The sequence below is a fragment of the Ruegeria sp. CE9 genome (assembly GCF_056537425.1).
On record NZ_JBQFRO010000003.1, the window covers coordinates 214,836 to 238,340 of the forward strand.

The following is a 23,505-nucleotide window of genomic DNA, read 5'->3' on the forward strand; positions in this document are numbered from 1 at the left end:
CTGCTCAAAAGGAAGCCAAGCGTCGTTTCTCTTCGCGGTTGAAAAACAACATGTAGAATACCGGCGCTGCGACCATGGTCAGAATGGTGGCGAACGCCAGACCGCCCATGATTGTGACCGCCATCGATACGAAGAACGCGTCGGTCAACAGCGGCGCCATCCCCAGAATTGTCGTGATCGCAGCCAACATCACCGGGCGCAGACGCGAGACCGAAGCCTCGACAATCGCGGGTCGCAGGGCTTTGCCGGTGGCACGGACCAGATCGACTTCCTCGACCAGAACAATGCCGTTCTTGATCAGCATGCCCGACAAGCTGAGCAACCCGAGCAATGCCGTGAAGGTAAACGGCAGCCCTGTCCCCAGCAGACCGATAACCACACCGTTCACAGACATCGGGACTAGCAGCCAGATGATGACCGGTTGCCGGATTGCATTGAACAGCAACACCGAGATCAGAACCATGATCAGCAAGCTCAGTGGCAATTGCCGCCCCAGGCTTGCTTGAGCATCACCCGAATCCTCGAATTCTCCGCCCCATTCCATGCTATAGCCGATGGGCAGTTCCATCTCTTCAATCGCGCTGCGCACCTCGGAATGGACCTGCGCTGCGGTCAGATCAGGCGGGATATCGGCCCCCACTGTGATCGTCAGCACCCGGTCGCGGCGATGGACCAGCGTATTGAGCGCCTTGTATTCAAAGCCATCCACCATTTGTTCAATCGGCACAAAACGTTCCGACTGATCCGAGTACACCACTTGATCGACAATCGAATAGTCTCCATCCGCCGGGCGACGCAGAATGATCGGAATCAGGCGGTCGCGTTCACGAAGCACCCCACCGGTGATCCCATCCGTCGAAAATTGCAGCGTCGCGGCAATATCCTCGCGCGACACACCCGCCGTCTGCGCCCGTTCTGTCGCATAGATTGGTTGCACGGCCAGCTCCTGCTCGCGCCAGTCGTGATGCACATGCAGCGCATTCGGCGATGCCGCTGACATACGCTGCACTGCCTCTTCGGCCAATTGACGCAACACAGCAGGATCACTGCCCGAGAAACGGGCCTGGATCGGATCGCCTCCGCCCGGGCCAAAGATCAGGCGCTTGGTGCGGAACTCACCTTCTGGGAATTGGGCCGAGCCGAACGCTTCGAGATCGGCCTGCAAGGCAGGTATATCTTCCAGTGTTTCGGTGCGGATGATCATGTGGCCATAGCTGGGGTTCGGCTTTTCGGCCGCATAAGTCAGCATGAACCGCGTGGCCCCCTGCCCCACAAACGTGGCGACCGAAACGACGTCATCCCGGTCGGCCAACCAATCCTCGAACACGGCCATGTCTTCGGCGGTTCGAGCAATCGGCGTGCCTTGCGGCAGCTTGTAGTGCACGAAGAAAAGCGGCGTGTTCGAGTTGGGGAAAAACTGCTGCTTCATCAGCCCGAACCCTGCAAAGCACGCAACCGTGACGCCAATCAGGCCGGCGACCACCAGCCAGCGGAACCGCAGCGCCCAGTTCAGGATTGCTCCATAGACGCGGAACAGGATGCCACTATAGGCGTCTACCTCACCCTCTTTGCCCTGTTTGAAGAAATAGTGCCCAAGCAATGGCGTCACCGTGATCGCCAGCACCCAGCTGAGCAGCAGCGAGATGCCGATCACCGCAAACAGCGAGAACAGAAATTCCCCCGTTGCGTCGGGACTTAGGCCAATCCCGGCGAAGGCCATGATTCCTATGACGGTTGCCCCAAGCAGCGGAATTTGCGTTTTTGAGGCCACATCCTCTGCCGCATCGCGAGAGTTCTTGCCGCGCAGCATGGCGATCTGCATCCCCTCGGCCACAACAATGGCATTGTCGACTAACATCCCCATGGCGATAATCAGGGCGCCCAGCGAAATCCGCTCCATCTCGATCGAGAACATCGACATGAAGAGCAGCGTGCCCACCACGGTCAGCAACAGCGTCGAACCCACAACAATAGCAGCGCGCCAGCCCATGAAAATGCCCAGAACCGCAACCACGATGCTGACTGACATGGCGAGGTTCAGCAGGAAAGCATTCGAGGCCTCATCGACAACAACATGCTGCTGATAGATCGGCAGGATTTCGACACCAAAGGGGATTTCGGAATCCAGCTCGGCCAGTTTCGCATCCGCGCGCTGACCGACTTCAACGATGTTCTCGGTGGCCAGCCCTGCGATACCGAGCGTGAAAGCCTCAGCGCCGTTGAAGCGGATCATGATATCGGGATCATTCTGCCGCCCGCGATAGACATCAGACATATCAAACAGATTGATCACCTGCCCTTGTGATCCAACCGATAGCCCCGCGATGGCAGATACGCTGTCCGAGCCTTCGGCTGTCAGGATCGTTGTCCGGTCACTTGCGGATCGTAACGAGCCCGAGGCGTTGACCGAGTCCGCGTTTGCGATGGCTTCATTGATCGCTTGTAAGGGCACGTTCTGATTGACCGAGATCGACAAATCGGGCTCGATGAAAATCGCTTCGTCCGGTAAGCCCTGCACTTCGACATCGGCAACACCGCTGACCGTCAGCAGTTCGCGGCGCAGGAACGTTGACAGCTCATGTTTCTCCGCGTCCGAGAACCCATCTGCGGTAACCGCATAGAACAGGCCAAACACGTCGCCAAACCCGTCGTTCACGTAGGGTGCACCAACGCCCGAAGGCAGACCGCGCGCCGCATCACGCACCTTGGCGCGCAGACGGGTCCAGATGTCGGGCAGTTCGCTGCCGTCATAGGTAGATTTGATCTCAACCTCGATCAGCGACTGTCCTGGCTGGTTGACCGAAGTGATGACGTCCACCTCGCCCATCTGCTGAATGGCAGATTCCAGTGGCTCGGACACTTCCAGCGCAACCTGTTCCGCCGTGGCTCCGGGATATTGCGTGGCGATCACTGCTTGTTTGATGGTGAACGCCGGGTCTTCAAGGCGGCCCAGCGAAGAAAACCCCCAGATGCCGCCAAACAGGGCGATCAGGATGAACAGCCACGTATAGAGCGGTCGGTCGATCGAAGCGCGTGCGATGCTCATAAACTCGCCCTCAGTTCGAGAAGCCGACGAACCGGCGGACAGTCTGACCGTCAGTCAGCGCACCCCCACCCGCTACGACGATCTCTTCACCATCTGTCAGACCGGTGAGCACACGAACATCACCGCTTTGAGTTGGTTCGATTGTCACGGGAACCCGGCGAATGGTGCCTTGGTCGGCGCCAACCGGTGAAAAGACCATCACACCCAACGCGCCGCTGGCATCTGCCACGACAGCCGTTGGGGGAATGATGATCCCGGTGCGTTCATCTTGCACCTGGACTGTAACAGTTACTGAGGAACCTGGCAGAATTTGCAGCCCTTCAGGCGGTGTTAAACCAAATTGGATGCGGAAAGTCTGCCCTACGCTTGAGGATTCGGCGTCGAACTCTCGAATCTCAAGCGGAAAAATCTCGTCGCTGACCGGGAACTTGGCGGTGATTGTAATGTCGTCCTGCTGCCCGGACCGCTGAAACAAAATCTCGGGCACGTCGACCTCGATACGCAGTTCAGACATGTCATGAATCCGCACGATCGGAGTGCCTGCTGACACAGTAGTAAACGCCTCTACCGCACGGCTTGAGACCAGCGCATCGAACGGGGCGGTCAATGTGGCATGATCCAACTCGTACTCTGCGTCACGCACGGCAATCGCGGCCAATTGCGCTGTCGTTTCAGCGTCGTCAACGGCCACTTGGCTCGCTGCTGTTCCACGCAGTCTTGATAGGCGCGCAAGGGTGCGATCTGCCTGATCCTTTTGCAGACGCGTCCTATCGCGCTGCAGTTCGAACGGCTCCTGATCAAGGCGTGCGATTAGTTCGCCCTTCGGGATCACAAAGCCTTCGGTCACGGGCATTTCAATGATCTGGCCAGCCACTTGGAATGCCAGATCAACGGTCTGCCGCGCGGCAATCCGGCCAAAGAACTGTCGCGAAAATCCGGGGGATGTTTCGCTAACCTGCATCAGCTTCACGGGTTTAGCAGATTCTTGGGCAATGACGGGTGTGGCGAGCACAGCCAATGCAAGGCAAACAGAGGTCACGAGTTTCATTTCTTCAATCCCTCAGGAATTCCGGTTTTCAGAATATTGTCGCGGATTTTGCGCGCCAGACGGGCAAATTCTGCGGTTTCTTCGGTGTTGAGACCGGATGCGCTGCGAAATAGCTCTCCGGCCACGGCTACCAGCATATTGCGGGCCTCTTCGCCTTGTTCGGTCAGGACCAAAAGCCAGGCTCGGCGATCTTCGGGGTCTCGCTGACGGCTCAGATAGCCCGCCTGTTCCAGCGCATCCGCAGTCGCGGTGATCGTGGAAGGCACCGTCAGCATATCCGCCGCCAGCACGCCCATACGTTTGGGAGCATCCAGCTTGATCAGCATGTGGCATTCCTGATGGCTCAGGTCTGTTTCGATGCAATCAAAACTTTCTTCCAGTTTCCAGTAAAGCGCGTAGACCCCCATCATCGCCTGAATCTCAGGGCTGAGGCGGCCCAATCGGGTGCTGATTTCGTCTGACATGTGTCTCTTCTATCTGAGTCGCGGCAGAATATACTTCGAATTATGAACTATTCAAGTTTCGAAGCGGATAAGCGCGCATTCCCTTGGGTCAACACATCTTGATCAAACCCCGCAGGGGCTGCATTTTGTGCAGATCATGAATTCAGGACCCGCCATGTACACTCCTGCCATCACTGGTACCGGCGTCTTTACGCCCGAAAACGTCATCACCAACGCCGAACTGGTCGTCGCATTCAACGCCTATGCGGATCGGATGAATGCTGAAAACGCCCAGGCCATTGCAGCAGGTGAGGTGGAGCCGATGCAGCATTCGTCGGAAGAGTTCATCGTTAAAGCGTCAGGAATCGAGAACCGGTATGTGATGGACAAGTCCGGAGTGCTGGACCCCGAAATCATGTACCCATCGCTTCGGCAGCGCAGTGATGATGAGCCCGGGATCATGACCGAGATGGCAGTGGATGCATGCCGCAAAGCGCTCGATCAGGCAGGACGCAGAGCCGAGGACATCGATCTGGTGATCTGCGCCGCCTCAAACCACGAACGTGCCTACCCGGCGATTGCTATCGAAATTCAGCAGGCGCTGGGGATCAATGGCTTTGGCTTTGACATGAACGTAGCCTGTTCATCTGCCACATTTGGTATTCAAGCCGCGGCCGATATGGTGCGCGCAGGCTCGGTTCAGGCTGCGCTGGTGGTCAACCCCGAGATTTGCTCGGGCCATCTGGAATGGCGCGACCGGGATTGCCATTTCATATTTGGAGATGTGGCCACCGCGACGCTGGTCGAACGGTTGGACGATGCCACAGGCCCGCATTTCGAAATCCTCTCGACCCGCTGCGCCACGGCGTTTTCCAACAATATCCGCAACAACAATGGTTTTCTGCGACGTTCGCGCCCGGATGGTCTGGTGGATCGCCGTGACATGCAGTTCATGCAAAACGGGCGCAAAGTGTTTAAAGAAGTCCTGCCCATGGTCAGCAAACATATCAGCGACCATATGCAGGACGAAGGCTTCGACAGCCGCGATCTGAAACGCCTCTGGCTGCATCAGGCCAACAAAACGATGAATGATTTCATCGGCAAGAAGGTTTTGGGCCGCGAACCGGAGCCCGAAGAACAACCCAATATTCTGCAGGACTATGCCAATACGTCTTCGGCAGGCTCGATCATCGCATTCTCGAAGCACTCCGATGATTTGGAGGACGGGGATATTGGTCTGATTTGCTCATTTGGCGCGGGCTACTCGGTTGGCTCTGTGATTGTGAAACGGCACCAATAGGCACACCCATCCAGATCGTTGCCGGGCTCTGCTGAATCCTCAAGATATCTTCAGGTAAGCTCAACCGCTTCTTCACCTTACATCGACACATCGAGGGTCGGGTGCCCAGCGCATCCGAGTGATGTAGTTATGGGAGCCCGCCGTTATGGGGAAGAACGTTCGAGTAGGTATGGCCGCTTTAGTTGCCGCGCCATTCATTGGTATCATGGCCGCAAATGCAGCGACCGCCCAGGTACAAACCTGCACCGTCAACATGGCGCGTGCGGCAGCCAATGAAGGCGATTTTGACGCGCTTTGCGGCTGCTCTAGGGTGACGCGCGGATTTGTGTCGCATCTGCAAAATCGCGCGGATTTTGCTTCGATCCTACAAAATACCGCAGCCCAATGCCCCGGGCTGACTCAGGTGCTGAGCGACCTGCCGACCGCATCTATCGCTGGTAGTAGTGGCGGGGAAGACCGCAGCAGTGATCCCTCCTCAGGCTCATCTGGCGCAGGCAACAACGGAAGCTCGGGCGGCACCGGCGGCAGTTCCAATGGCGGAAGCGGAAGCTCTGGCAATAATGGGGGGGGCTCCAGTGGCGGCGACAATCCCAGCGGCGGCGGTTCTGGCGGAGGTAGCGGTTCTGGCGGGGGTAGCGGCGGTGGCGACAATTCCGGCGGCGGTGGTTCTGGCGGCGGTAATGGTGGCGGTGACAAACCCGGCAAAGGCGGCGGAAAAGGCGGTCATGGCGGCGGCGACAAACCCGGCAAAGGTGGCGGCAAGGGCAGTCACGGTGGTGGAGACAAACCTGGAATAGGTGGCGGTAAGGGCGGTGCCAAAGGCAATAACGGCGGTGGCAATGGCCCTGAGGGAGCAAGCCCCGGCCGCGGCAAAAACGCCAATGATGACGAAAGCTAAGCAAAGGACTTGCCCGTCAGAAATACAAAAGGCGGCACGCAGAGCCGCCTTTATTCTGCACCACTCACCCAGATCAAAGCCGGAATTCCTAGCGAAATAGGGTTCGAATCTAGCTGACGCTTTCTTCTTCCAGATGCAGTTTCATCTCGATCAGCACCTGCTGCAGCATGCTGGTTTCTTTCAGCAACCGCTTCGCCTCATTCACGGTGATAATACCATCTTCGATGGCTGACTGGTATTCCGTCATCAGCATGGCGAACCGTTGGCTTAATGCGATGACATCAGAATTCACGCCCCCCGTCCGGGGACTGTCAGAGTTTCGGCCGTCATAGGACAATGTGATATTCTTCAGGTCCGCAAGCGCCGCAGTCACATGGGGATAGGCCGCGGCATTTTCCAGCCGGGCAACGGCATCTACAGGCATGAACCTGTCAGCATGTTCCGCATTGTCAGAATAATACCTGCCCAACGTGGCTTTGGATTTACCGGTGACCTCGCATGCTGCTTCGATCCCAACATCCTTAACCAATGCCTCGGTATGCTTTTTCAGATAGGCCCCGATATCTGCCATTTTGCTACCCTTGTTACCTGCGCCCTCAGTCCCCTGTCTTTCCATGCCGGGGGAAAGGGTAGGGAAATTTCCCATATCCGAGTCATAATTGAAATGCGATTAATTGACTATCCCTCAGATATGCAGGGATTTTGTGAGTGAGTGGCGGCCATTCGTGCCGGTAATGAGTAAATGTGGAGCATGATTTTAGCCCTACAATGTGAAGGCCGCATGTAGGCCGAAGACGCCGCTGTTGCGGATACGAGGTTATCCATCCCCAAGAGCATCTGCTCGGCCTCGGCTGCCGTAACGGCGGCGTCACCTTTGCAGCCCATCTGACGGCTTGCCCAGCCGGATCAGTCGAATTAGACCCGCCGCATGGCAAAGCTCTATTTCAACTACTCGACGATGAACGCAGGTAAGTCGACCGTGCTGTTGCAGGCCTCGCACAATTACCGTGAACGCGGCATGGATACGTATCTTTTGACCGCCGCAATAGACGGTCGGGCCGGTTCAGGACAGATCGCATCCCGAATCGGGATTTCGGAACAGGCAGATATGTTCCAACCCGACGACGATGTATTCGCCATGATCGAGCGTCGCGTGGAAAAGGGGCAGATTGCCTGTGTCTTCATTGATGAAGCCCAATTTCTTTCGGATGTTCAGGTCTGGCAACTGGCCCGCGCTGTGGACGATCTGGGGGTTCCAGTGCTGACATACGGATTGCGCGTGGATTTTCAGGGCAAGCTGTTCCCTGGATCAGCGGCCCTACTGGCCTTGGCTGACGAGATGCGCGAGGTGCGTACCATCTGCAAATGTGGGCGCAAGGCGACGATGGTGATTCGCCAGGATGAAAACGGCAAGGCAATCACAGAAGGCGCACAGGTCCAGATTGGCGGGAACGAGACTTATGTCTCGCTCTGCCGCAAGCATTGGCGCGAAGCGATGGGCGGCTAAACCGGGTTTGGCAAGTCCCGCCCCGCAACAAACGCCGCCACGTTATCCAGCGCCATATGGCCCATATCAGTACGCACCTCTTCGGTCGCAGTGCCCAGATGGGGCAACAGCGTCACGTTCTCCATGTCCCGCAAAACCTGAGGAACTTCGGGCTCGAACTCATAGACGTCTAGCCCCGCACCTGCGATCTGTCCTGCTTGCAAGGCTGAGATCAGAGCGGCTTCGTCCACCACTTCCCCACGCGCGATATTGACCAGAATGCCAGTGGGTTTCATGGCCTCCAGAATCTGCGCGTTGATCAGATGCTGCGTTTCAGCACCACCGGGCACCGCTATGATCAGAAAGTCCACGGTTGAGGCCAATGCGGCAAGATCGGGAACGTAGTCGGCTGGAAAATCCACCTGCTTTGGGCTGCGGGATAGATATGCAACCGTCATCCCAAACCCGAAATGGCAACGCCGGGCAATGGCCTGCCCGATGCGGCCCATTCCGACAATCCCAACCTTTTTGCCGGTCACGTGATGGCCCAGCATTTGCGTCGGGTGCCAACCTTGCCATTCGCCCGACCTGACCAGACGCTCCCCCTCACCCGCGCGACGCGCCGTGGTCAGCAGCAGTGTCATAGCAATATCAGCGGTCGCGTCGGTGACTGCACCCGGTGTGTTTGTCACCGCGATCCCTGCCGCACGCGCCGCGTCCACATCGATATGATTGTAACCAACACCGAAATTCGCCAGCAGCTTGCAGCGCGGCTGCGGCATCTGGGCAAATACCTGTGCCGAGAACTGATCGCCCAGTGTCGGAACCACGACATCGAATTCAGTTAGCGCCCTTTCCATTTCATCTAGGGTTAGGGGCGTTGTCGCCTCGCGGATTTCCACATCGAATTCAATTTGGGCGCGGGCTTGGACAGCCTTAGTCATCGGGCGGGTCATCAGAAGTTTCATCAGTGCATCCGCCCGCCAACGGGAACCTCACCATCAGGACCGATCAGAACAATTTCTCCTTCCTCGTCCGGCAGCCCCAACACAAGAACCTCGGACATGAATTTACCGATCTGTCGCGGGGGGAAGTTGACCACTGCCATCACCTGTTTTCCGACCAAGGTCACGGGGTCGTAATGCTTGGTGATCTGGGCCGAGGTTTTGCGCTCGCCGATCTCAGCGCCAAAGTCGATCCACATCTTGATCGCGGGTTTGCGCGCTTCGGGGTATGGCTCGGCTCGAATGACTTCGCCAACGCGAATGTCGACTTTGAGAAAATCGTCAAATGAAATCTCACTCACGAGACAGCTCCTTGGATCGGTTTGTCGCGGCTTTGACCGCGCGGTGCAGCAGGTCGGGGAACCCTTCCTCTTCGTGCATCAGCACCTCAAGCGCAGCCTGCGTTGTGCCGTTGGGCGACGTCACGTTGACCCGCAATTGTGAGGGATCTTCGTCGGCGGCCATCGCCAGCGCCCCCGCCCCAGCCACGGTGGACTTGGCCAGTTTCATAGCCAATTCGGGCGGCAAACCGTGTGCTTCACCTGCTTGCGCCAACGTTTCGATGAGATGGAAGACATAGGCCGGGCCTGAACCGCTGACACCTGTCACGGCGTCCATCTGCGCCTCATCCTCCAACCGCACGGTTTCACCAATCGCAGACAGCAATTCCTCGGCCAGTGCGATATCCGCTTCAGATGTTTTGTGGTTCCCGACCAGCGCCGTTATCCCCTGCCGAACCGCCGCCGGGGTATTTGGCATTGCACGGATAATGGGCGTGTCTGATCCAAGTACGTTTTCAAAGGTTGCCAGCGATGTTCCCGCAGCCACCGAAATGAATAGGCTGTCACCACCACCCAGCGCTTGAATTGCTGGCAAGGCCTCGCCCATCATCTGCGGCTTGACAGCCACTAGAACGACCGCAGGTGCTTCAGGCAGGGGCGTGTTGATATTTACGCCCTGCGCCTTCAGCCAGTCAGAGGGGTATGGGTCAATCACCCAAACCGATGCGGCGGGCAATCCATGATCCAACCAGCCTGCAAGCATCGCAGACCCCATCTTGCCACATCCCAGAAGCACCAACCCCTGTTCAGCGACACGCGAGATATCCATGTTTGCCCCTCCCCTTTGGTTCGGGGCAAAGCTTTACGCGCGGCCGTAGGCCTCTGCAATGGCGACTTGCATCGCCTCTTCCGGGTCACGATTCCCCCAGGTCACCAGTTGGATTGCAGGATAGTAGCGCTCAGCGCTCAGCACAGCAGCGGTGATCATGGTATCGATCTGTTCCGGACTGGCGGTCTGACCGCCGGCCAGCACAAGGCCGTAGCGATAAACCATCAGTTTCTGATTGGCCCAGTATGTAAACGCCCCAGCCCAACACTGGTCGTTCATCTTGTTCAGCAGCTCGTAAAGCACGGTTTCCCGCTCGGCCGGAGGCTCCATCTCGAACGAACACACCATACGCAGCGTTTCGTCGTAGTTCGACCAAGCCAATGTGATCGAATACGTGCGCCACTGGCCTTCAACGGCCATGGCGATCTGATCATCCCCGATCCGGTCAAAATCCCAGTCGTGATGTTCTGCAAGATGTTCAACAATGTCGATCGGATGAAGGTCTTCTTCGAGATACTGCTCGGAAAGGGCCATAATGCCACCTCACTAATCTCTAGCAATTCGGGGCTGGCAGCGCCCCAGCGCTAGTTGCCTGCTCTACAAGCCGGGCTTCCCCAGTCTGTCTGTACTAAATATGGTGCGACGCATGCAGGGTTCTGGCAACCCTAATTATTGGGGATAACAGCAATAAGTTGTGGACAGTTGGCAACGGCGATCAAAATATTGGCGTCTCGCGCAGCTTTGTCTTGATTAATTTCTGCAAGGCGGCATGATGCACAACACCGCACAATCCCCATCAGGATTGCGCGGCGAATTTTGTTTGCCCTAAATGTTGGAAATCAGCCGGACTTACTTGTCCAGCTTCGCCTCAAGCGCGGCGATACGCTGTTCCAGCGCAGCATTTTCTTCGCGTGCCTTCTGCGCCATCGCCCGAACAGCATCAAACTCTTCACGGGTGACAAAGTCGCGATCGGCCAGCCAACGGTCCATCATCGACTTCATTGCATTTTCAGCTTCTTCCCGAGCCCCCTGGGCCACGCCCATGGCGTTGGTCATTAGTTGAGACATATCGTCCAGAATCTTGTTACGGGTTTGCATGGGCTTTCTCCGAATTCGCGATTGCCTTCTATATGGGTAAAGAATGGTCCGGGCTCAAGGTTGACTTGCCCCGCAAACCCCGGGCAATGAGACGCACATGCAGGCTGTATTGAATTTCCCCGATCTGTCGCCCGAACTATTCTCGATATCTTTGTTCGGGATGGAGTTTGCGCTGCGCTGGTATGCGCTGGCCTATATCGCTGGCATTTTGATCGCTTGGCGCATGGCGTTGATTGCGCTGCGGCGGCCTGCGCTTTGGCTGGACGAAACACCCCCCATGCGCCCCGACCAGCTTGAAGATCTGGTCACCTGGATCATTCTTGGCGTCATATTGGGTGGTCGACTGGGATTCGTCCTGTTCTATCAACCCGCCTATTACCTAACCCATCCGCTTGAAATCCTGATGGTCTGGCAAGGCGGCATGGCATTTCACGGCGGATTGCTGGGCGTAATTATTGCCACCTATCTCTATGGCAGACGCCACAATATCGAGATTCTCTCGCTGGCTGATCTTGTTGCCCACACCGTGCCACCCGGGTTGCTATTGGGACGATTAGCAAACTTCACCAATGCCGAGCTGTGGGGGCGGCCCAGCGAACTGCCGTGGGCTGTGATTTTTCCTGGCGCGGCTGCACAGGATTGCCCCGACGTTGTGGCCGGGATGTGTGCCCGCCACCCGTCGCAATTGTATGAAGCAGCGCTTGAGGGACTGGTTCTTGGTGCGCTACTGATCTGGCTGGTTTACCGGCGCGGTGCGTTTCGGAAACCCGGTCTGATAATGGGTGTCTTCCTTGCAGGCTATGGCGCCTCGCGTTTCTTGGTCGAGTTCTTCCGACAACCAGATGCACAGTTTGTGTCACCCGGGAATCCGCTTGGGTTGGCGTGGCATATCGGAGGATATGGTCTGACGATGGGGCAACTCTTGTCGCTGCCAATGATTGCGCTCGGCCTATGGTTTGCGTTGCGGGCGCGTCGCAGAACATGACGCTGAAGGATCATCTGCTCCGACGTATTCATCACGATGGCCCTATGACTGTCGCTGACTATATGACCGAGTGTCTGATGCATCCGGAGCACGGATACTACACGACGCGCGATCCGCTAGGAGCAGAAGGCGATTTCATCACTGCCCCCGAGATCAGCCAGATGTTCGGAGAGCTTGTCGGGCTATGTTTGGCCCAAATCTGGCTTGATCAGGGTCAGCCTGATCGGATCGTTCTGGCCGAACTTGGTCCGGGCCGGGGTACCCTTATGGCGGATATCTTGCGCGCGACAAAAGCTGTCCCCGGATTTCACGACGCCACCCGGATTGCGCTGCTCGAAGCCTCTCCGGTTCTGCGCAGAATGCAATCCGACACCCTGCGGGACCATGAACCTCAGTGGATCGACTCGATCACTGACCTTGCTGACCTGCCTCTGTTTCTCGTCGCAAATGAGTTCTTTGATGCCCTACCCATCCGTCAGTTCCTGCGCGATGGTGAAGGTTGGCGCGAGCGATTGATAGGAGTCGATGGCGCAAGCCTTGCTTTCGGTCTTGGAGCACAAGTCCCTCAGGCAGCATTGGAAAACAGATTGCAGGATACGCAAGATGACGATCTGGTTGAGCTGTGTGCGGTCGCGGCCCCTATTCTCAGCAACATCGCTAGGCAAATATCTCGCAATGGCGGCGCTGCACTAATCATCGACTACGGAGATTGGCGATCATTAGGCGACACGCTGCAAGCCTTGCAAGCGCATGTATCCGTTGATCCGCTGGCTCAGCCCGGCCAAGCAGACCTGACCACCCATGTGGACTTTGAGGCGCTCGCAAATGCGGCAAAGGTTTCCGGCTGCGCTCATACCCGATTGACGCCACAAGGTGTGTTTCTCGAGCGGCTCGGCATTACTGCGCGTGCACAGTCGCTCGCCGCCACGCTCAGCGGGACACAGCTTGAGACATTGGTCGCCGCACATCGACGGTTGACGCATCCCGATGAAATGGGAAACCTGTTCAAAGTACTGGGCCTTTATCCGCAACTCGCCGCGCCTCCACCGGGATTGGAACCATGACCTTGGAAATCCTCACGTCAGACATGCTGTCCCCTGTGCGCCACGGGTTCTTCAGCCGCCGCGGGGGCGCGTCATCGGGTATCTTCGAAGGGCTCAACTGCGGAACAGGTTCGACTGATCTTGCCGAGGCTGTTGCGCTGAATCGCCGCCGCGTTGCTGACGCAATGGACGTCGCGCCCGAGGCCATGATTGGCGTTCACCAGGTGCATTCTCCGGCCGTGATTACGGTCGATGGGCCAATGATCGGCGACAAACCCAAGGCGGATGCTGTGGTGACATCGACCCCCGGTCTGGCACTTACGATATTGACCGCCGATTGCCAGCCGGTTCTGTTCGCTGATCCTGACGCACATGTGATCGGCGCCGCGCATGCTGGCTGGCGCGGTGCTTTGAGCGGTGTCCTTGAGGCTACATTGGAGGCAATGGAGGCCCTGGGAGCGAAACGGCAGAATACGATTGCCGTCATCGGTCCAACCATTTCGCAAAGTGCATACGAGGTTGGTTCTGAATTTCTTGACGAGTTCCTGTCTGACGGACCCGAAAACGCACGTTTCTTTGCCAACGGCGAAGGCGACAGGATGCAATTCGACCTGCCCGCCTTTGGCCTGCACCGCCTGCGCGAGGCAGGTATCGGTGAGGCTGAATGGATCCGGCATTGCACATATTCTGACCCGGACAGGTTCTACTCCTACCGACGCTCAACCCACGCCAATGAAGCCGACTATGGCCGGTTGATTTCAGCGATCAGACTGTAAATCTGGCCTTAAATAAGGCGAATTTGCCCAGTTTCCGCCACATTTCTTGTGTTTATCAGAGTCAGAATCGACTCAATTTTTCATCAATGCTCAGACGGTTAACCCAAATCAAAGGCCCGGAGCATTGAAGAAACCAACAAAGAGGTACGTGAAACCTTTAATTTGTCCTCAATTCATCCCGGATCAGCCTTATAGGCGCCTCAAATCAGCGTCACATTGGCTTCATAAACGGGAACCGGGCGTATCGCCCAATCGATGCAGGACAAAGATATGAAACCGAAATCACGCTTTCTCAGCGCCGTTCTTGCGGCTCTTAAAGATCAGGAACCGGAGATGCCCTGGAAGCGGGTTTCAAGTCACTCTGTCAGAGTTGCACGCCGATTGGCAGCAAAACGCTGACTAATTTACCCCATGAGGCCATCTGCCGGTCTCGACGGGCATGCCACATACCGAATGATGCTCCGGTTCGGTGTGTGGGGTCGCACTCAGGAATGCGACCATGTTTCGGGGCGTGTGTGCAGGCAATTTCAGTCTGCGGTTTACGAGTTTGTCTGGGGGGTCAATAACTTGACCAAAACACTGGTGTACTCTGCTTCGGCGCCGTTCATTCGCGGTGACCAGCCCGTGTTTGCCCATCTCATTACAGACAAAGAACAAGATCGTCTGGCGCATTTGCACGGGGGTTCAATCGCCCAGACGATCATTAGAGGGGACGGAATATTATGACTATTCCAAATTCTCTGGCCCGCGCTGCCAGAAACGCGGTCGAGACATCAGCGCTTTTGCGCGATGCGCCTTGTCCTGGGACGAAACAAAAAGCGCAATTAAGACGTTATGAAGTAAGCAGTCTGTTGAAAAACGGGGATGTTTCACAGACACGCCACATCGCGCCTGCCTTGCCGATGTTCGAAGATGCGTTCTGCGCCTTTACTCGCGGCTCTCTGGTAGAAACACCGCAAGGTCCGATGGCGATCGAAGATCTGCTGCCCGGTGACGACGTTCTCAATCAGGACGGAGAATCCGAAACCGTTCTGTGGAAAGGGTCCGTTACCTTGATCCCCGGGCGCGAGGATACGCGCGGTCGAACCCGTCCACTGACGCGGATCATGGCCGATACATTTGGGATGCAAAAACCGATGTCCGGCGTCATCACCGGGCCTGCTGCGCGCCTGCTGGGGACACCCGCGCATATGCGCCACCTGAATGGCGGCCAGCCTATACTGACCCCGGTAAGCGAGTTTCAGGATGGGATGAGCGTAATCGAAACGCTGCCCCCGACACCGGTTGAGCTGTTTCACATCTGCGTTGCACGCCATTCTGTGATTCGGGTCGATGGGCTGCAGTTTGAGACCTATCATCCGGGCATCAACGCCGTTAGAATGATCAGTCACTCTTTGCGTTCGATCTATTTGAATCTATTCTCACATATCGAATCGCTAAATGACTTCGGCCCATTGCTTTTGCCAAGAGCCGGAGACGGTGAGATTGACGCGCTGACAGCGTGATCTGGTTAACAATTACTGCAGCTGTGGGGGCATTATGCAGATTTTACTGAGTTGGGTCGTATCCCTAGCCGTGGCAGCAATGCTACCACCCTGTCCTGTGGATCAAGCAAGAGTAAGGTTCAGGCCGTCCGGTTCATCCGGTCTTCCAACACGTCAAATGGTACGCCTGGCTCGTCTTTTGCGCCTCGGATAACAAGCGAAGTTTTGACGCTGGCCACGTTTGGCGTGGTCAGCAACTCGCCTGTCAGAAATTGCTGAAAACTGCTGAGATCCGGTGCGACGCATTTCAGGATAAAATCCACCTCGCCGTTCAGCATGTGGCATTCCCGAACCAAAGGCCATTCGCGGCAACGGTCCTCAAATGCGCTGAGTTCGGATTCGGCCTGGCTTTCGAGGCCCACCATAGCAAAGACCTGCACCTCGAAACCAAGTTCACGGGCATTTACATCGGCATGATAGCCATGGATATAGCCCGAATCCTCAAGCGTTCGCACGCGGCGCAAGCAAGGCGGCGCTGAAATTCCTACGCGTTTGGCCAGTTCGACATTGGTCATTCGGCCATCGGCCTGCAGCTCTGCAAGAATCTTGCGATCGATTTCATCCAACCGGGTCGTGACCATCGAATGCTCCTGAGTTTTTCAGTTGTTATATCAGCAGCCCCGATGGGCGCAATAATATTTCACAAACGCGCAATTTTTGTCATCTGACATACACATTTGCTCGCTAAGGCCATCCACCAGTGCATCACGGGCTTGCAATAGGTAGGGGCTTTAAGCCACGCCCGGTGGTCGCTATATCGATCCGCACCGGACAACAGGTCCGCCGAGGCAAATTGAGTGGGGATACCATGGCTGAAACAAGACACACCAAGGTCCTGATCATCGGATCAGGACCCGCCGGATACACTGCGGGAGTTTATGCCAGCCGCGCCATGCTGGAACCAATTCTGGTACAGGGGATCGAACCGGGCGGTCAGTTGACCACCACCACCGAGGTCGAGAACTGGCCAGGAGATACCGAAGTTCAGGGCCCCGATCTAATGGTACGGATGCAAGACCACGCCAAGGCGATGGGCTGCGAAGTGATTGGCGACATCATCAGCGATCTGGACGTTTCCAAGCGCCCATTCACGGCCAAAGGCGACAGCGGCACGGTCTACACCGCAGATGCCGTCATTCTCGCCACAGGCGCGCGCGCCAAATGGCTGGGTCTGCCCTCGGAAGAGAAATTCAAAGGCTTCGGCGTATCAGCCTGCGCGACCTGTGATGGGTTCTTCTATCGCGGTCAGGAAATCGTGGTCATTGGCGGCGGCAACACTGCCGTCGAAGAGGCGCTGTTCCTGACCAACTTTGCCAGCAAGGTCACGCTGATCCACCGCCGTGATGAGCTGCGCGCCGAGAAGATCTTGCAGGACCGATTGCTCAAGCACGAAAAGATCGAGCCGCTTTGGTTCCACGAACTGGATGAAGTCATTGGCACCGACGCTCCGCTGGGTGTCGAAGGTGTTAAGGTCAAGAATGTCAAAACGGGCGAAATTTCCGAGATTCCTTGTAAGGGCGTTTTTGTCGCCATCGGCCACGCCCCCGCAAATGAACTGGTCAAAGACACCTTGGAGACTCACATGGGCGGTTATGTCGTGACCAAACCGGGTACGACCGAAACTTCGGTTCCTGGCGTATTCGCGGCCGGTGACCTGACCGACCACGTTTACCGCCAAGCCGTAACCAGCGCTGGAATGGGCTGCATGGCCGCATTGGATGCGGAACGTTTCCTGGCGGAGAACGACTAAGATGATCACAGAATTCTCTGGCCCGGTCTGGAGAATTCTGTTCCGCCGTCAATCGGGCGATCCATTGTCGCCCGCACGTGCACCGGAAGGCCGGTTCCATCATTCCGGCCAATTCGCGCTTTATGCCTCCCTAAGCGCAGAAGGCGCTGGGATCGCCATACAGCGCTATATCTCAACAGGTGACCCGCCGCGTGTGATACAACGGCTTCGGGTTTCCAAGGCGCAGATGTTGGATTTGCGTGGTCAGCAGGCTGCTTCGATCATTTGGCAGGGCCTTGTAAACACTGGCTCCCCTTCCCCAACTTGGCAGTTTTCAGATGAAGCACGCACAAGCGGCGCCGATGGGCTGCTATATAGTTCTCGTTCACGACCCGAACTCAGCCATCTTGTACTGTTCGACGCGCGCCCTGCATTAATTCAGCCAAAGGGTGCTCCTTGCGACTGGTTTCCTGAAAACTCAGCACCTCTGTCTTGACCGATACAAACCGCCGTATCAGGATCACTCCAAGCAACGCGAAGAACAGGTGAGCCTTTGGACAACGCTCTATGGCGCGGCGGATGGATGAGCCGGCTGAGGATCGCAAGTGGCCTCGTGCTGTTTGTCTTTGCGTTCTTTCATTTCATCAATATCGGCCTTGGGCTGTTCCACACTGACCTGTTGCATGGAATGCAAGGAGGGCGCAAAGCAGTCAGCCGCCACGGCATCGGCAGCATGGTGATATACGGCGCATTTCTACTGCACATGGGATTGGCCCTGATCTCGATCGCACAGCGCCGTACACTCAGGATGCCATTCAGCGTTGCGCTGCAAGTGGTTCTTGGCCTATTGATTCCGCTGCAGTTGATCTCACACTTGGTCCATACCCGATACGCGCACGAGATTTTCGGAGTGAACGATGAGATGGGTTACATCATCATCCTGATGTGGCCAAGCAACGCGATCTGGTTCCAAAGCCTGCTCCTTTTGCTCGTTTGGGTGCACGGATGTATCGGGCTGCATATGTGGTTGAAGTTGACCACCTGGTGGCGCGCACTGGTCCCCTATCTGATTGGTGTCGCAGTGTTCGTCCCGGCTTTTGCCTTCGCGGGTCTTCTGACCGAAGGGCGGCGCATCTGGGCCGATTTTGCCGACCCGGATCTGCGACAACAGTATATCGAATACTATAACTGGCCATCACAGGAAGAGTTTCAGGCTCTATTCTCCGTCACAGACTACACTCGGCTGGTGTTCTGGGCCGCGCTTGGCCTGACCGGGCTGATCTATCTTGGGCGCAAACTTTGGCGGCGGCGGCATTCGGTTCGGATCAACTATGTGAACGGCCCCGAGGTCGTTTCTGAAAAAGGCATGACATTGCTTGAGATGTCGCGTGCAAACGGCATCCCGCACACTGCGCTGTGTGGTGGCAAAGGGCGCTGCACGACTTGCCGGGTTGTTGTTGAGGATGGCGCCGATCAACTTCCTCCACCGACCGAGATTGAAGCGCGCAGTCTGAAAGCCGTCAACGCCCCGAATGGCACCCGTCTGGCCTGTCAGATGCGACCAACCGATCCAGTCACCGTGTTTCGCGTTTTTCGTCCAGACGGCGCGCGGGATCGCGCACATGCAAGCCAGGGGGAGGAACGACAACTGGCTGTTTTGTTTCTGGACATGCGTGGTTTTACGGCGCGCACGACGGGCCAATTGCCATATGACATTGTGTTTCTTCTGAACCGTTTCTTCGATGCCATCGTGCCTTCAATAAATGCGCAAGGCGGAACGGTCGACAAATACATGGGCGATGGGTTGCTTGCGATGTTCGAAACGTCCAATGCTGCAAGCTCGGCAAGCGCAGGATTGAGGGCCGCGGCTGAAATTGGGCGTGCGCTGCAGCGTTTCAATGATCGCCTCGCAACAGAGGACAGCCAGCCCGTGCGTATAGGCATGGGCCTTCACCTTGGCGATCTGGTTCTGGGCGAAATCGGCGCAGCAAAAGATGCACCGCGCACAATCATTGGGGACGCCGTTAATGTAGCCAGTCGTTTGGAGGCTGAAACCAAAGCTCTTGGCGTCGAGCTGTTGGTTTCGGACAAGGTACTGCACGCTGCCGGTATGCAATGCGATCCCCGCGCTTTGCGAAATTTCAACTTGCGGGGTGTGTCTGAGCCCATTCCTGCACTGCCAGTCGAGCATGCCGCCGACCTCGAGTCACATACATCGCCACTGGAACAGATTGCCTGAATGGGCCGGGTATAACTGTAAACGGCAGGATATTGTCTACAGCCAAGGACATAATTCAGAAAACTGTTCCATAACAGGAAAAAACCGCGCATATCCTCCTTTGTTTCCGTCCTTCTATGGACATCACATACAAGTCGGGGCAAACGCCTCGCCAACACCTATGAAGCAATAGCCAACAACCCTGCGATACGAGCTCTTTGATGATGTTAAGTAATCTGGCCCCGATCCCCGAATTGTATGTCTCTTATGAATCTGCGCAAAAGCTGAAGGTCGAGGCCGCAGACTTGACCAGCTGGGATCTGAGCCCCAGACAGATTTGCGACCTGGAACTGCTTATGAACGGCGGGTTCAATCCGCTCAAAGGGTTCCTGAGCGAGGCAGACTACGACAATGTTATCGAAAATATGCGCCTGGCCGATGGTACATTATGGCCGATGCCGATTACGCTCGACGTCAGCGAAGAGTTCGCCGAGCAGATCGAATTGGGCCAGGACATTGCCCTGCGCGATCAGGAAGGTGTCATCCTTGGCACAATGACCGTAACCGACCGCTGGACACCAGACAAATCGCGTGAGGCCGAAAAAGTGTTTGGTGCCGATGATGACGCGCATCCGGCTGTGAACTATCTCCACAATGTTGCGGGCAAGGTCTATTTGGGCGGTCCGATCACCGGCATCCAACAGCCGGTACATTACGATTTCAAAGCCCGTCGTGATACGCCGAACGAGTTGCGTGCCTTCTTCCGTAAACTGGGCTGGCGTCGCATTGTTGCTTTCCAAACTCGCAATCCGCTGCACCGTGCGCACCAGGAACTGACCTTCCGCGCCGCCAAAGAGTCACAAGCCAACCTGCTGATCCATCCGGTTGTCGGCATGACCAAACCCGGCGATGTGGATCATTTCACACGTGTACGCTGCTATGAGGCTGTATTGGATAAGTACCCAGCCTCAACCACATCCATGTCGCTGTTGAATCTGGCGATGCGTATGGCTGGCCCGCGCGAAGCGGTTTGGCATGGTTTGATCCGAGCCAACCATGGCTGCACCCATTTCATCGTTGGCCGTGACCACGCGGGCCCAGGCAAAAACTCGGCCGGCGAAGACTTCTATGGCCCTTATGATGCGCAGGACCTATTCCGTAAATTCCAGGATGAGATCGGCATCGAGATGGTCGATTTCAAACATATGGTCTATGTACAGGAGCGCGCCCAGTACGAGCCCAATGACGAGATTCTGGACAAAGAGAACGTCACCATCCTGAACATCTCAGGCACCGAATTGCGTCGCCGTCTGGCCGAAGGCCTGGAAATCCCCGAATGGTTCAGCTTTCCCGAAGTTGTGGCTGAGCTGCGCAAAACCAAGCCGCCACGCAGTCAGCAGGGCTTTACCGTGTTTTTCACCGGCTTCTCGGGTTCGGGTAAATCCACCATCGCCAACGCGCTTATGGTCAAGCTGATGGAGATGGGCGGTCGTCCGGTAACCCTGCTGGATGGTGATATCGTGCGTAAGAACCTGTCGTCGGAACTGGGCTTTTCGAAAGAGCATCGCGATTTGAACATCCGCCGTATCGGCTATGTGGCGTCCGAGATCACCAAGAATGGTGGTATCGCCATCTGCGCCCCCATTGCGCCTTACGCCACGACTCGGCGCGCCGTGAGGGAAGAGATCGAACAATTCGGTGCGTTCTGCGAAGTCCACGTGGCGACCAGCATCGAGGAATGCGAACGTCGTGATCGCAAGGGGCTGTACAAACTGGCGCGCGAAGGAAAGATCAAGGAGTTCACAGGGATTTCTGACCCTTATGACGTGCCAGCAGACCCCGAGCTGAGTGTTGAGACCGAGAATGTCGAGGTCGATCACTGCGCCCATCAAGTTCTGCTGAAACTGGAAAGTATGGGATTGATTGCCGCGTCGTGATCGAGGCCAATCGCCAGAAAAGCTAAAGGCCCTCGGCGCACCAGGGGCCTTTTTTCGTTTCACTGCGCGGTGTACCTCAATTCGGCAGCGCAACCTGGCCACGCATCAATACATATCCACACCCTGCAACCTTTATACCGGTCATGGCGTCTGATGGCCCGACACGTGTGACACGCGCCTGTCCGGGTCGGCCCATGTCATGACCTTGCTCGGCAATAAATGTATCGGAATCCATGAAGCTGTGCTTCCAAAGATACGCCGCCATTGCACCAGTCGCCGACCCTGTGAACGGATCCTCCGGCGGGCTGGGTGGAGCCATCAACAGGCGCGAGAACGTATCGCCAGACTCCGTTGCGCCGTCGAGCGTAACTAGAAACGGCTCAGCCATGTCCGAGCCAGAGAACCCTGCCCGCTCTGAAATCCGGTTCAAAGAAGTCACATTCAGCTTGGCCGTGCGCAACGCCGCATGATCGCGCAAGACCGTTATGCAGAATGGCAATCCAGTGGACACAAACTGCGGTGGAGAGATTATCGCGTCTTCCGGCAAACCGATGGCATCAGCAACCAAACCAGCAGGTACATGTTCGCCAAATTGCGGGGCGACCTGCGTCATTTCAATCTCATCACCACTCAGCCGGATCGGCACGATGCCCGCGCCGGTTTCGAGAGTCAGCGCATCGCCCTGAAACAGCCCGCGCGATCGCATTGCAGCGACAGTGGCGATGGTTGGGTGCCCCGCAAAAGGGATTTCCCGACTTGCCAGAAAGTACCGCACGCGAATATCGGCAACATCTGACGGTCCCGTGAACGTGCATTCAACCAGAGAGGTTTCGCGCACGTAGGACATGCAGACTTCATCTGATAGTTCTGCCCCTCCATGCACGACCGCACAGCCATTGCCCCCAAAGGCCCGGTCACTGAAGGCATCTACCCAGTCGAAATCATACCATCCCATCGCGCGCACTCCTGCTTAACCGACTGCGGCACGATCACCGCAGTCGAGGCAAATGTCACGTCATTTCAGCAGAGTGTTGTGCAGTATCAGTGTACGGCAACCGGCGATAAATCATGCTCGCGCGCCAACACAAAGGCCAGCTTACGGTCGGCGACCAACGCCAGTTGCTGGCCATCGGAATCGTGGACGGCATAGAGTTGATCCAGATCACCAACTTGCTCGCGCACATCGCTTGGCAAATCAGCCACATCGACGGCCTTTACATAAACGATCCGATTACCTTCGGTGTTGATTTCAATCGGTGTATTCATTGCTCTTACCCCTTCCTTATGTTGATTGTCTGAACCACGGTTTCAGGTACGGCGCGGGTCAGATCCACATGCAGCAGACCGTTTTCCATGATCGCCTCGCCCACCTCGACACCATCTGCCAGCACGAACATCCGCTGGAACTGGCGTGCCGCGATACCGCGGTGCAGGAATATGCGCCCCTCGCTGTCGTCGCGTTGACGGCCCCGGATCACCAGTTGGCGATCCTCGATGGTAATCGACAGGTCCTCTTCCGCGAACCCGGCCACCGCCAGGGTGATGCGATAGGAAAAATCCGAGGTCTGTTCGATATTATAGGGCGGGTACCCTTCATTTCCGGCCTTTGCGGACCGTTCCAGAAGGCGTTCCAACTGCTCGAACCCCAAAAGATGCGGGTATGAGCCTAAGGTAAGTTTCGACACGTATTTTCGTCCTTCATTGTCAAAGCGACGTCGTCTGCGGCCCCGTTCTGGCAACCGCGTGATATAGAATATGGGAAGATACGGGGATGTCCACAAGGTCTGGCCGGATAAAGCCTGACACACTATCTTGTGTGCAAAGCACCACATGAGCTACT

The 23,505-nt window shown here is 56.5% G+C and carries 24 protein-coding genes; 11 read left to right on the forward strand and 13 right to left on the reverse strand.

Annotated elements, in window-relative coordinates; translation table 11 throughout:
* Positions 1-4 precede the first annotated feature (4 nt).
* Genes ACR0B3_RS08180 through ACR0B3_RS08190 form a run of 3 tightly spaced genes read right to left on the reverse strand, consistent with a single transcriptional unit; the run spans position 5 to position 4,558 of the window.
* Positions 5-3,046, reverse strand: a complete 3,042-nt coding sequence (locus ACR0B3_RS08180) for an efflux RND transporter permease subunit (RefSeq protein ID WP_480808627.1) — start codon at positions 3,044-3,046, stop codon at positions 5-7.
* Between the two features lie 10 nt (positions 3,047-3,056).
* On the reverse strand, positions 3,057-4,094 hold the full coding sequence (locus tag ACR0B3_RS08185; RefSeq protein ID WP_170723619.1) for an efflux RND transporter periplasmic adaptor subunit: 1,038 nt from the start codon (positions 4,092-4,094) through the stop codon (positions 3,057-3,059).
* A complete protein-coding gene (locus tag ACR0B3_RS08190; protein WP_170723620.1) occupies positions 4,091-4,558 on the reverse strand; it encodes a MarR family transcriptional regulator in 468 nt (155 codons plus the stop codon). Before ACR0B3_RS08190 ends, ACR0B3_RS08185 begins: the two co-directional genes overlap by 4 nt.
* A 154-nt stretch (positions 4,559-4,712) precedes the next feature.
* Between ACR0B3_RS08190 and ACR0B3_RS08195 the strand changes: the two genes are divergently transcribed.
* Together ACR0B3_RS08195 and ACR0B3_RS08200 are read left to right on the forward strand one after the other, a co-directional pair.
* Entirely contained in the window at positions 4,713-5,837 is a 1,125-nt protein-coding gene (locus ACR0B3_RS08195; protein ID WP_480808628.1) for a beta-ketoacyl-ACP synthase III, read from the forward strand.
* 145 nt (positions 5,838-5,982) lie between these two features.
* Positions 5,983-6,735 (forward strand): hypothetical protein, encoded by a 753-nt coding sequence (locus ACR0B3_RS08200; protein ID WP_480808629.1) that lies wholly within the window; start codon positions 5,983-5,985, stop codon positions 6,733-6,735.
* 109 nt (positions 6,736-6,844) lie between these two features.
* Here ACR0B3_RS08200 and ACR0B3_RS08205 read toward each other — a convergent pair whose 3' ends face one another.
* The gene (locus ACR0B3_RS08205; RefSeq protein ID WP_170723623.1) at positions 6,845-7,306 is read right to left on the reverse strand and encodes a hypothetical protein; all 462 of its coding nucleotides are present in this window, start codon (positions 7,304-7,306) and stop codon (positions 6,845-6,847) included.
* 357 nt (positions 7,307-7,663) lie between these two features.
* Here ACR0B3_RS08205 and ACR0B3_RS08210 point away from each other — a divergent pair, with 357 nt between their 5' ends.
* Positions 7,664-8,242 carry a thymidine kinase gene (locus ACR0B3_RS08210; protein WP_480808630.1) on the forward strand — a complete coding sequence of 193 codons (579 nt, stop codon included), beginning with the start codon at positions 7,664-7,666 and terminating at the stop codon, positions 8,240-8,242.
* Here the strand turns inward: ACR0B3_RS08210 and ACR0B3_RS08215 are convergent.
* The 5 genes from ACR0B3_RS08215 to ACR0B3_RS08235 form a co-directional block, all read right to left on the reverse strand.
* A complete protein-coding gene (locus tag ACR0B3_RS08215) occupies positions 8,239-9,189 on the reverse strand; it encodes a 2-hydroxyacid dehydrogenase (RefSeq protein WP_480808631.1) in 951 nt (316 codons plus the stop codon). The genes ACR0B3_RS08210 and ACR0B3_RS08215 overlap by 4 nt on opposite strands.
* Positions 9,189-9,527: a tRNA-binding protein gene (locus ACR0B3_RS08220; RefSeq protein ID WP_480808632.1), complete on the reverse strand. Its 339-nt coding sequence runs from the start codon at positions 9,525-9,527 to the stop codon at positions 9,189-9,191. The genes ACR0B3_RS08215 and ACR0B3_RS08220 overlap by 1 nt, the downstream gene beginning before the upstream one ends.
* A complete protein-coding gene (gene proC / locus ACR0B3_RS08225; RefSeq protein WP_480808633.1) occupies positions 9,520-10,335 on the reverse strand; it encodes a pyrroline-5-carboxylate reductase in 816 nt (271 codons plus the stop codon). The genes ACR0B3_RS08220 and proC overlap by 8 nt, the downstream gene beginning before the upstream one ends.
* Positions 10,336-10,368: 33 nt before the next feature.
* Positions 10,369-10,869 carry a type III secretion system chaperone family protein gene (locus ACR0B3_RS08230; protein WP_480808634.1) on the reverse strand — a complete coding sequence of 167 codons (501 nt, stop codon included), beginning with the start codon at positions 10,867-10,869 and terminating at the stop codon, positions 10,369-10,371.
* Between the two features lie 315 nt (positions 10,870-11,184).
* Positions 11,185-11,433, reverse strand: a complete 249-nt coding sequence (locus ACR0B3_RS08235; protein ID WP_010441801.1) for an accessory factor UbiK family protein — start codon at positions 11,431-11,433, stop codon at positions 11,185-11,187.
* A gap of 97 nt (positions 11,434-11,530) precedes the next feature.
* Between ACR0B3_RS08235 and lgt the strand changes: the two genes are divergently transcribed.
* The 4 genes from lgt (at position 11,531) to ACR0B3_RS08255 (ending at position 15,742) form a co-directional block, all read left to right on the forward strand.
* Positions 11,531-12,418 (forward strand): prolipoprotein diacylglyceryl transferase, encoded by an 888-nt coding sequence (gene lgt / locus ACR0B3_RS08240; protein ID WP_480808635.1) that lies wholly within the window; start codon positions 11,531-11,533, stop codon positions 12,416-12,418.
* Entirely contained in the window at positions 12,415-13,482 is a 1,068-nt protein-coding gene (locus tag ACR0B3_RS08245; protein WP_480808636.1) for a class I SAM-dependent methyltransferase, read from the forward strand. Before lgt ends, ACR0B3_RS08245 begins: the two co-directional genes overlap by 4 nt.
* Positions 13,479-14,237, forward strand: a complete 759-nt coding sequence (gene pgeF / locus ACR0B3_RS08250) for a peptidoglycan editing factor PgeF (protein ID WP_480808637.1) — start codon at positions 13,479-13,481, stop codon at positions 14,235-14,237. The genes ACR0B3_RS08245 and pgeF overlap by 4 nt, the downstream gene beginning before the upstream one ends.
* A gap of 722 nt (positions 14,238-14,959) precedes the next feature.
* Entirely contained in the window at positions 14,960-15,742 is a 783-nt protein-coding gene (locus ACR0B3_RS08255; protein ID WP_480808638.1) for a Hint domain-containing protein, read from the forward strand.
* A gap of 119 nt (positions 15,743-15,861) precedes the next feature.
* On the opposite strand, the gene ACR0B3_RS08260 is transcribed toward ACR0B3_RS08255, so the two are convergent.
* On the reverse strand, positions 15,862-16,362 hold the full coding sequence (locus tag ACR0B3_RS08260; protein WP_170588683.1) for an Lrp/AsnC family transcriptional regulator: 501 nt from the start codon (positions 16,360-16,362) through the stop codon (positions 15,862-15,864).
* 227 nt (positions 16,363-16,589) lie between these two features.
* On the opposite strand from ACR0B3_RS08260, the gene trxB reads away from it, so the two are divergent.
* The 4 genes from trxB to ACR0B3_RS08280 all read left to right on the forward strand — a co-directional run bounded on the left by trxB (position 16,590) and on the right by ACR0B3_RS08280 (position 21,665).
* Positions 16,590-17,531: a thioredoxin-disulfide reductase gene (trxB, locus tag ACR0B3_RS08265; RefSeq protein ID WP_480808639.1), complete on the forward strand. Its 942-nt coding sequence runs from the start codon at positions 16,590-16,592 to the stop codon at positions 17,529-17,531.
* Position 17,532: 1 nt separating this feature from the next.
* Positions 17,533-18,006 carry an RES family NAD+ phosphorylase gene (locus ACR0B3_RS08270; protein WP_480808640.1) on the forward strand — a complete coding sequence of 158 codons (474 nt, stop codon included), beginning with the start codon at positions 17,533-17,535 and terminating at the stop codon, positions 18,004-18,006.
* An 87-nt stretch (positions 18,007-18,093) separates the two neighbouring features.
* Entirely contained in the window at positions 18,094-19,749 is a 1,656-nt protein-coding gene (locus tag ACR0B3_RS08275; RefSeq protein WP_480808641.1) for an adenylate/guanylate cyclase domain-containing protein, read from the forward strand.
* Positions 19,750-19,946: 197 nt separating this feature from the next.
* Positions 19,947-21,665, forward strand: a complete 1,719-nt coding sequence (locus ACR0B3_RS08280) for a bifunctional sulfate adenylyltransferase/adenylylsulfate kinase (protein ID WP_480808642.1) — start codon at positions 19,947-19,949, stop codon at positions 21,663-21,665.
* Between the two features lie 76 nt (positions 21,666-21,741).
* On the opposite strand, the gene ACR0B3_RS08285 is transcribed toward ACR0B3_RS08280, so the two are convergent.
* The 3 genes from ACR0B3_RS08285 to ACR0B3_RS08295 form a co-directional block, all read right to left on the reverse strand.
* Complete coding sequence (locus ACR0B3_RS08285; protein WP_480808643.1) at positions 21,742-22,620, reverse strand: PhzF family phenazine biosynthesis protein; 879 nt, start codon at positions 22,618-22,620, stop codon at positions 21,742-21,744.
* 86 nt (positions 22,621-22,706) lie between these two features.
* Positions 22,707-22,931 carry a DUF1150 family protein gene (locus tag ACR0B3_RS08290; protein WP_170683384.1) on the reverse strand — a complete coding sequence of 75 codons (225 nt, stop codon included), beginning with the start codon at positions 22,929-22,931 and terminating at the stop codon, positions 22,707-22,709.
* Between the two features lie 5 nt (positions 22,932-22,936).
* On the reverse strand, positions 22,937-23,350 hold the full coding sequence (locus ACR0B3_RS08295; RefSeq protein ID WP_058275530.1) for an Hsp20 family protein: 414 nt from the start codon (positions 23,348-23,350) through the stop codon (positions 22,937-22,939).
* Between the last annotated feature and the right edge of the window lie 155 nt (positions 23,351-23,505).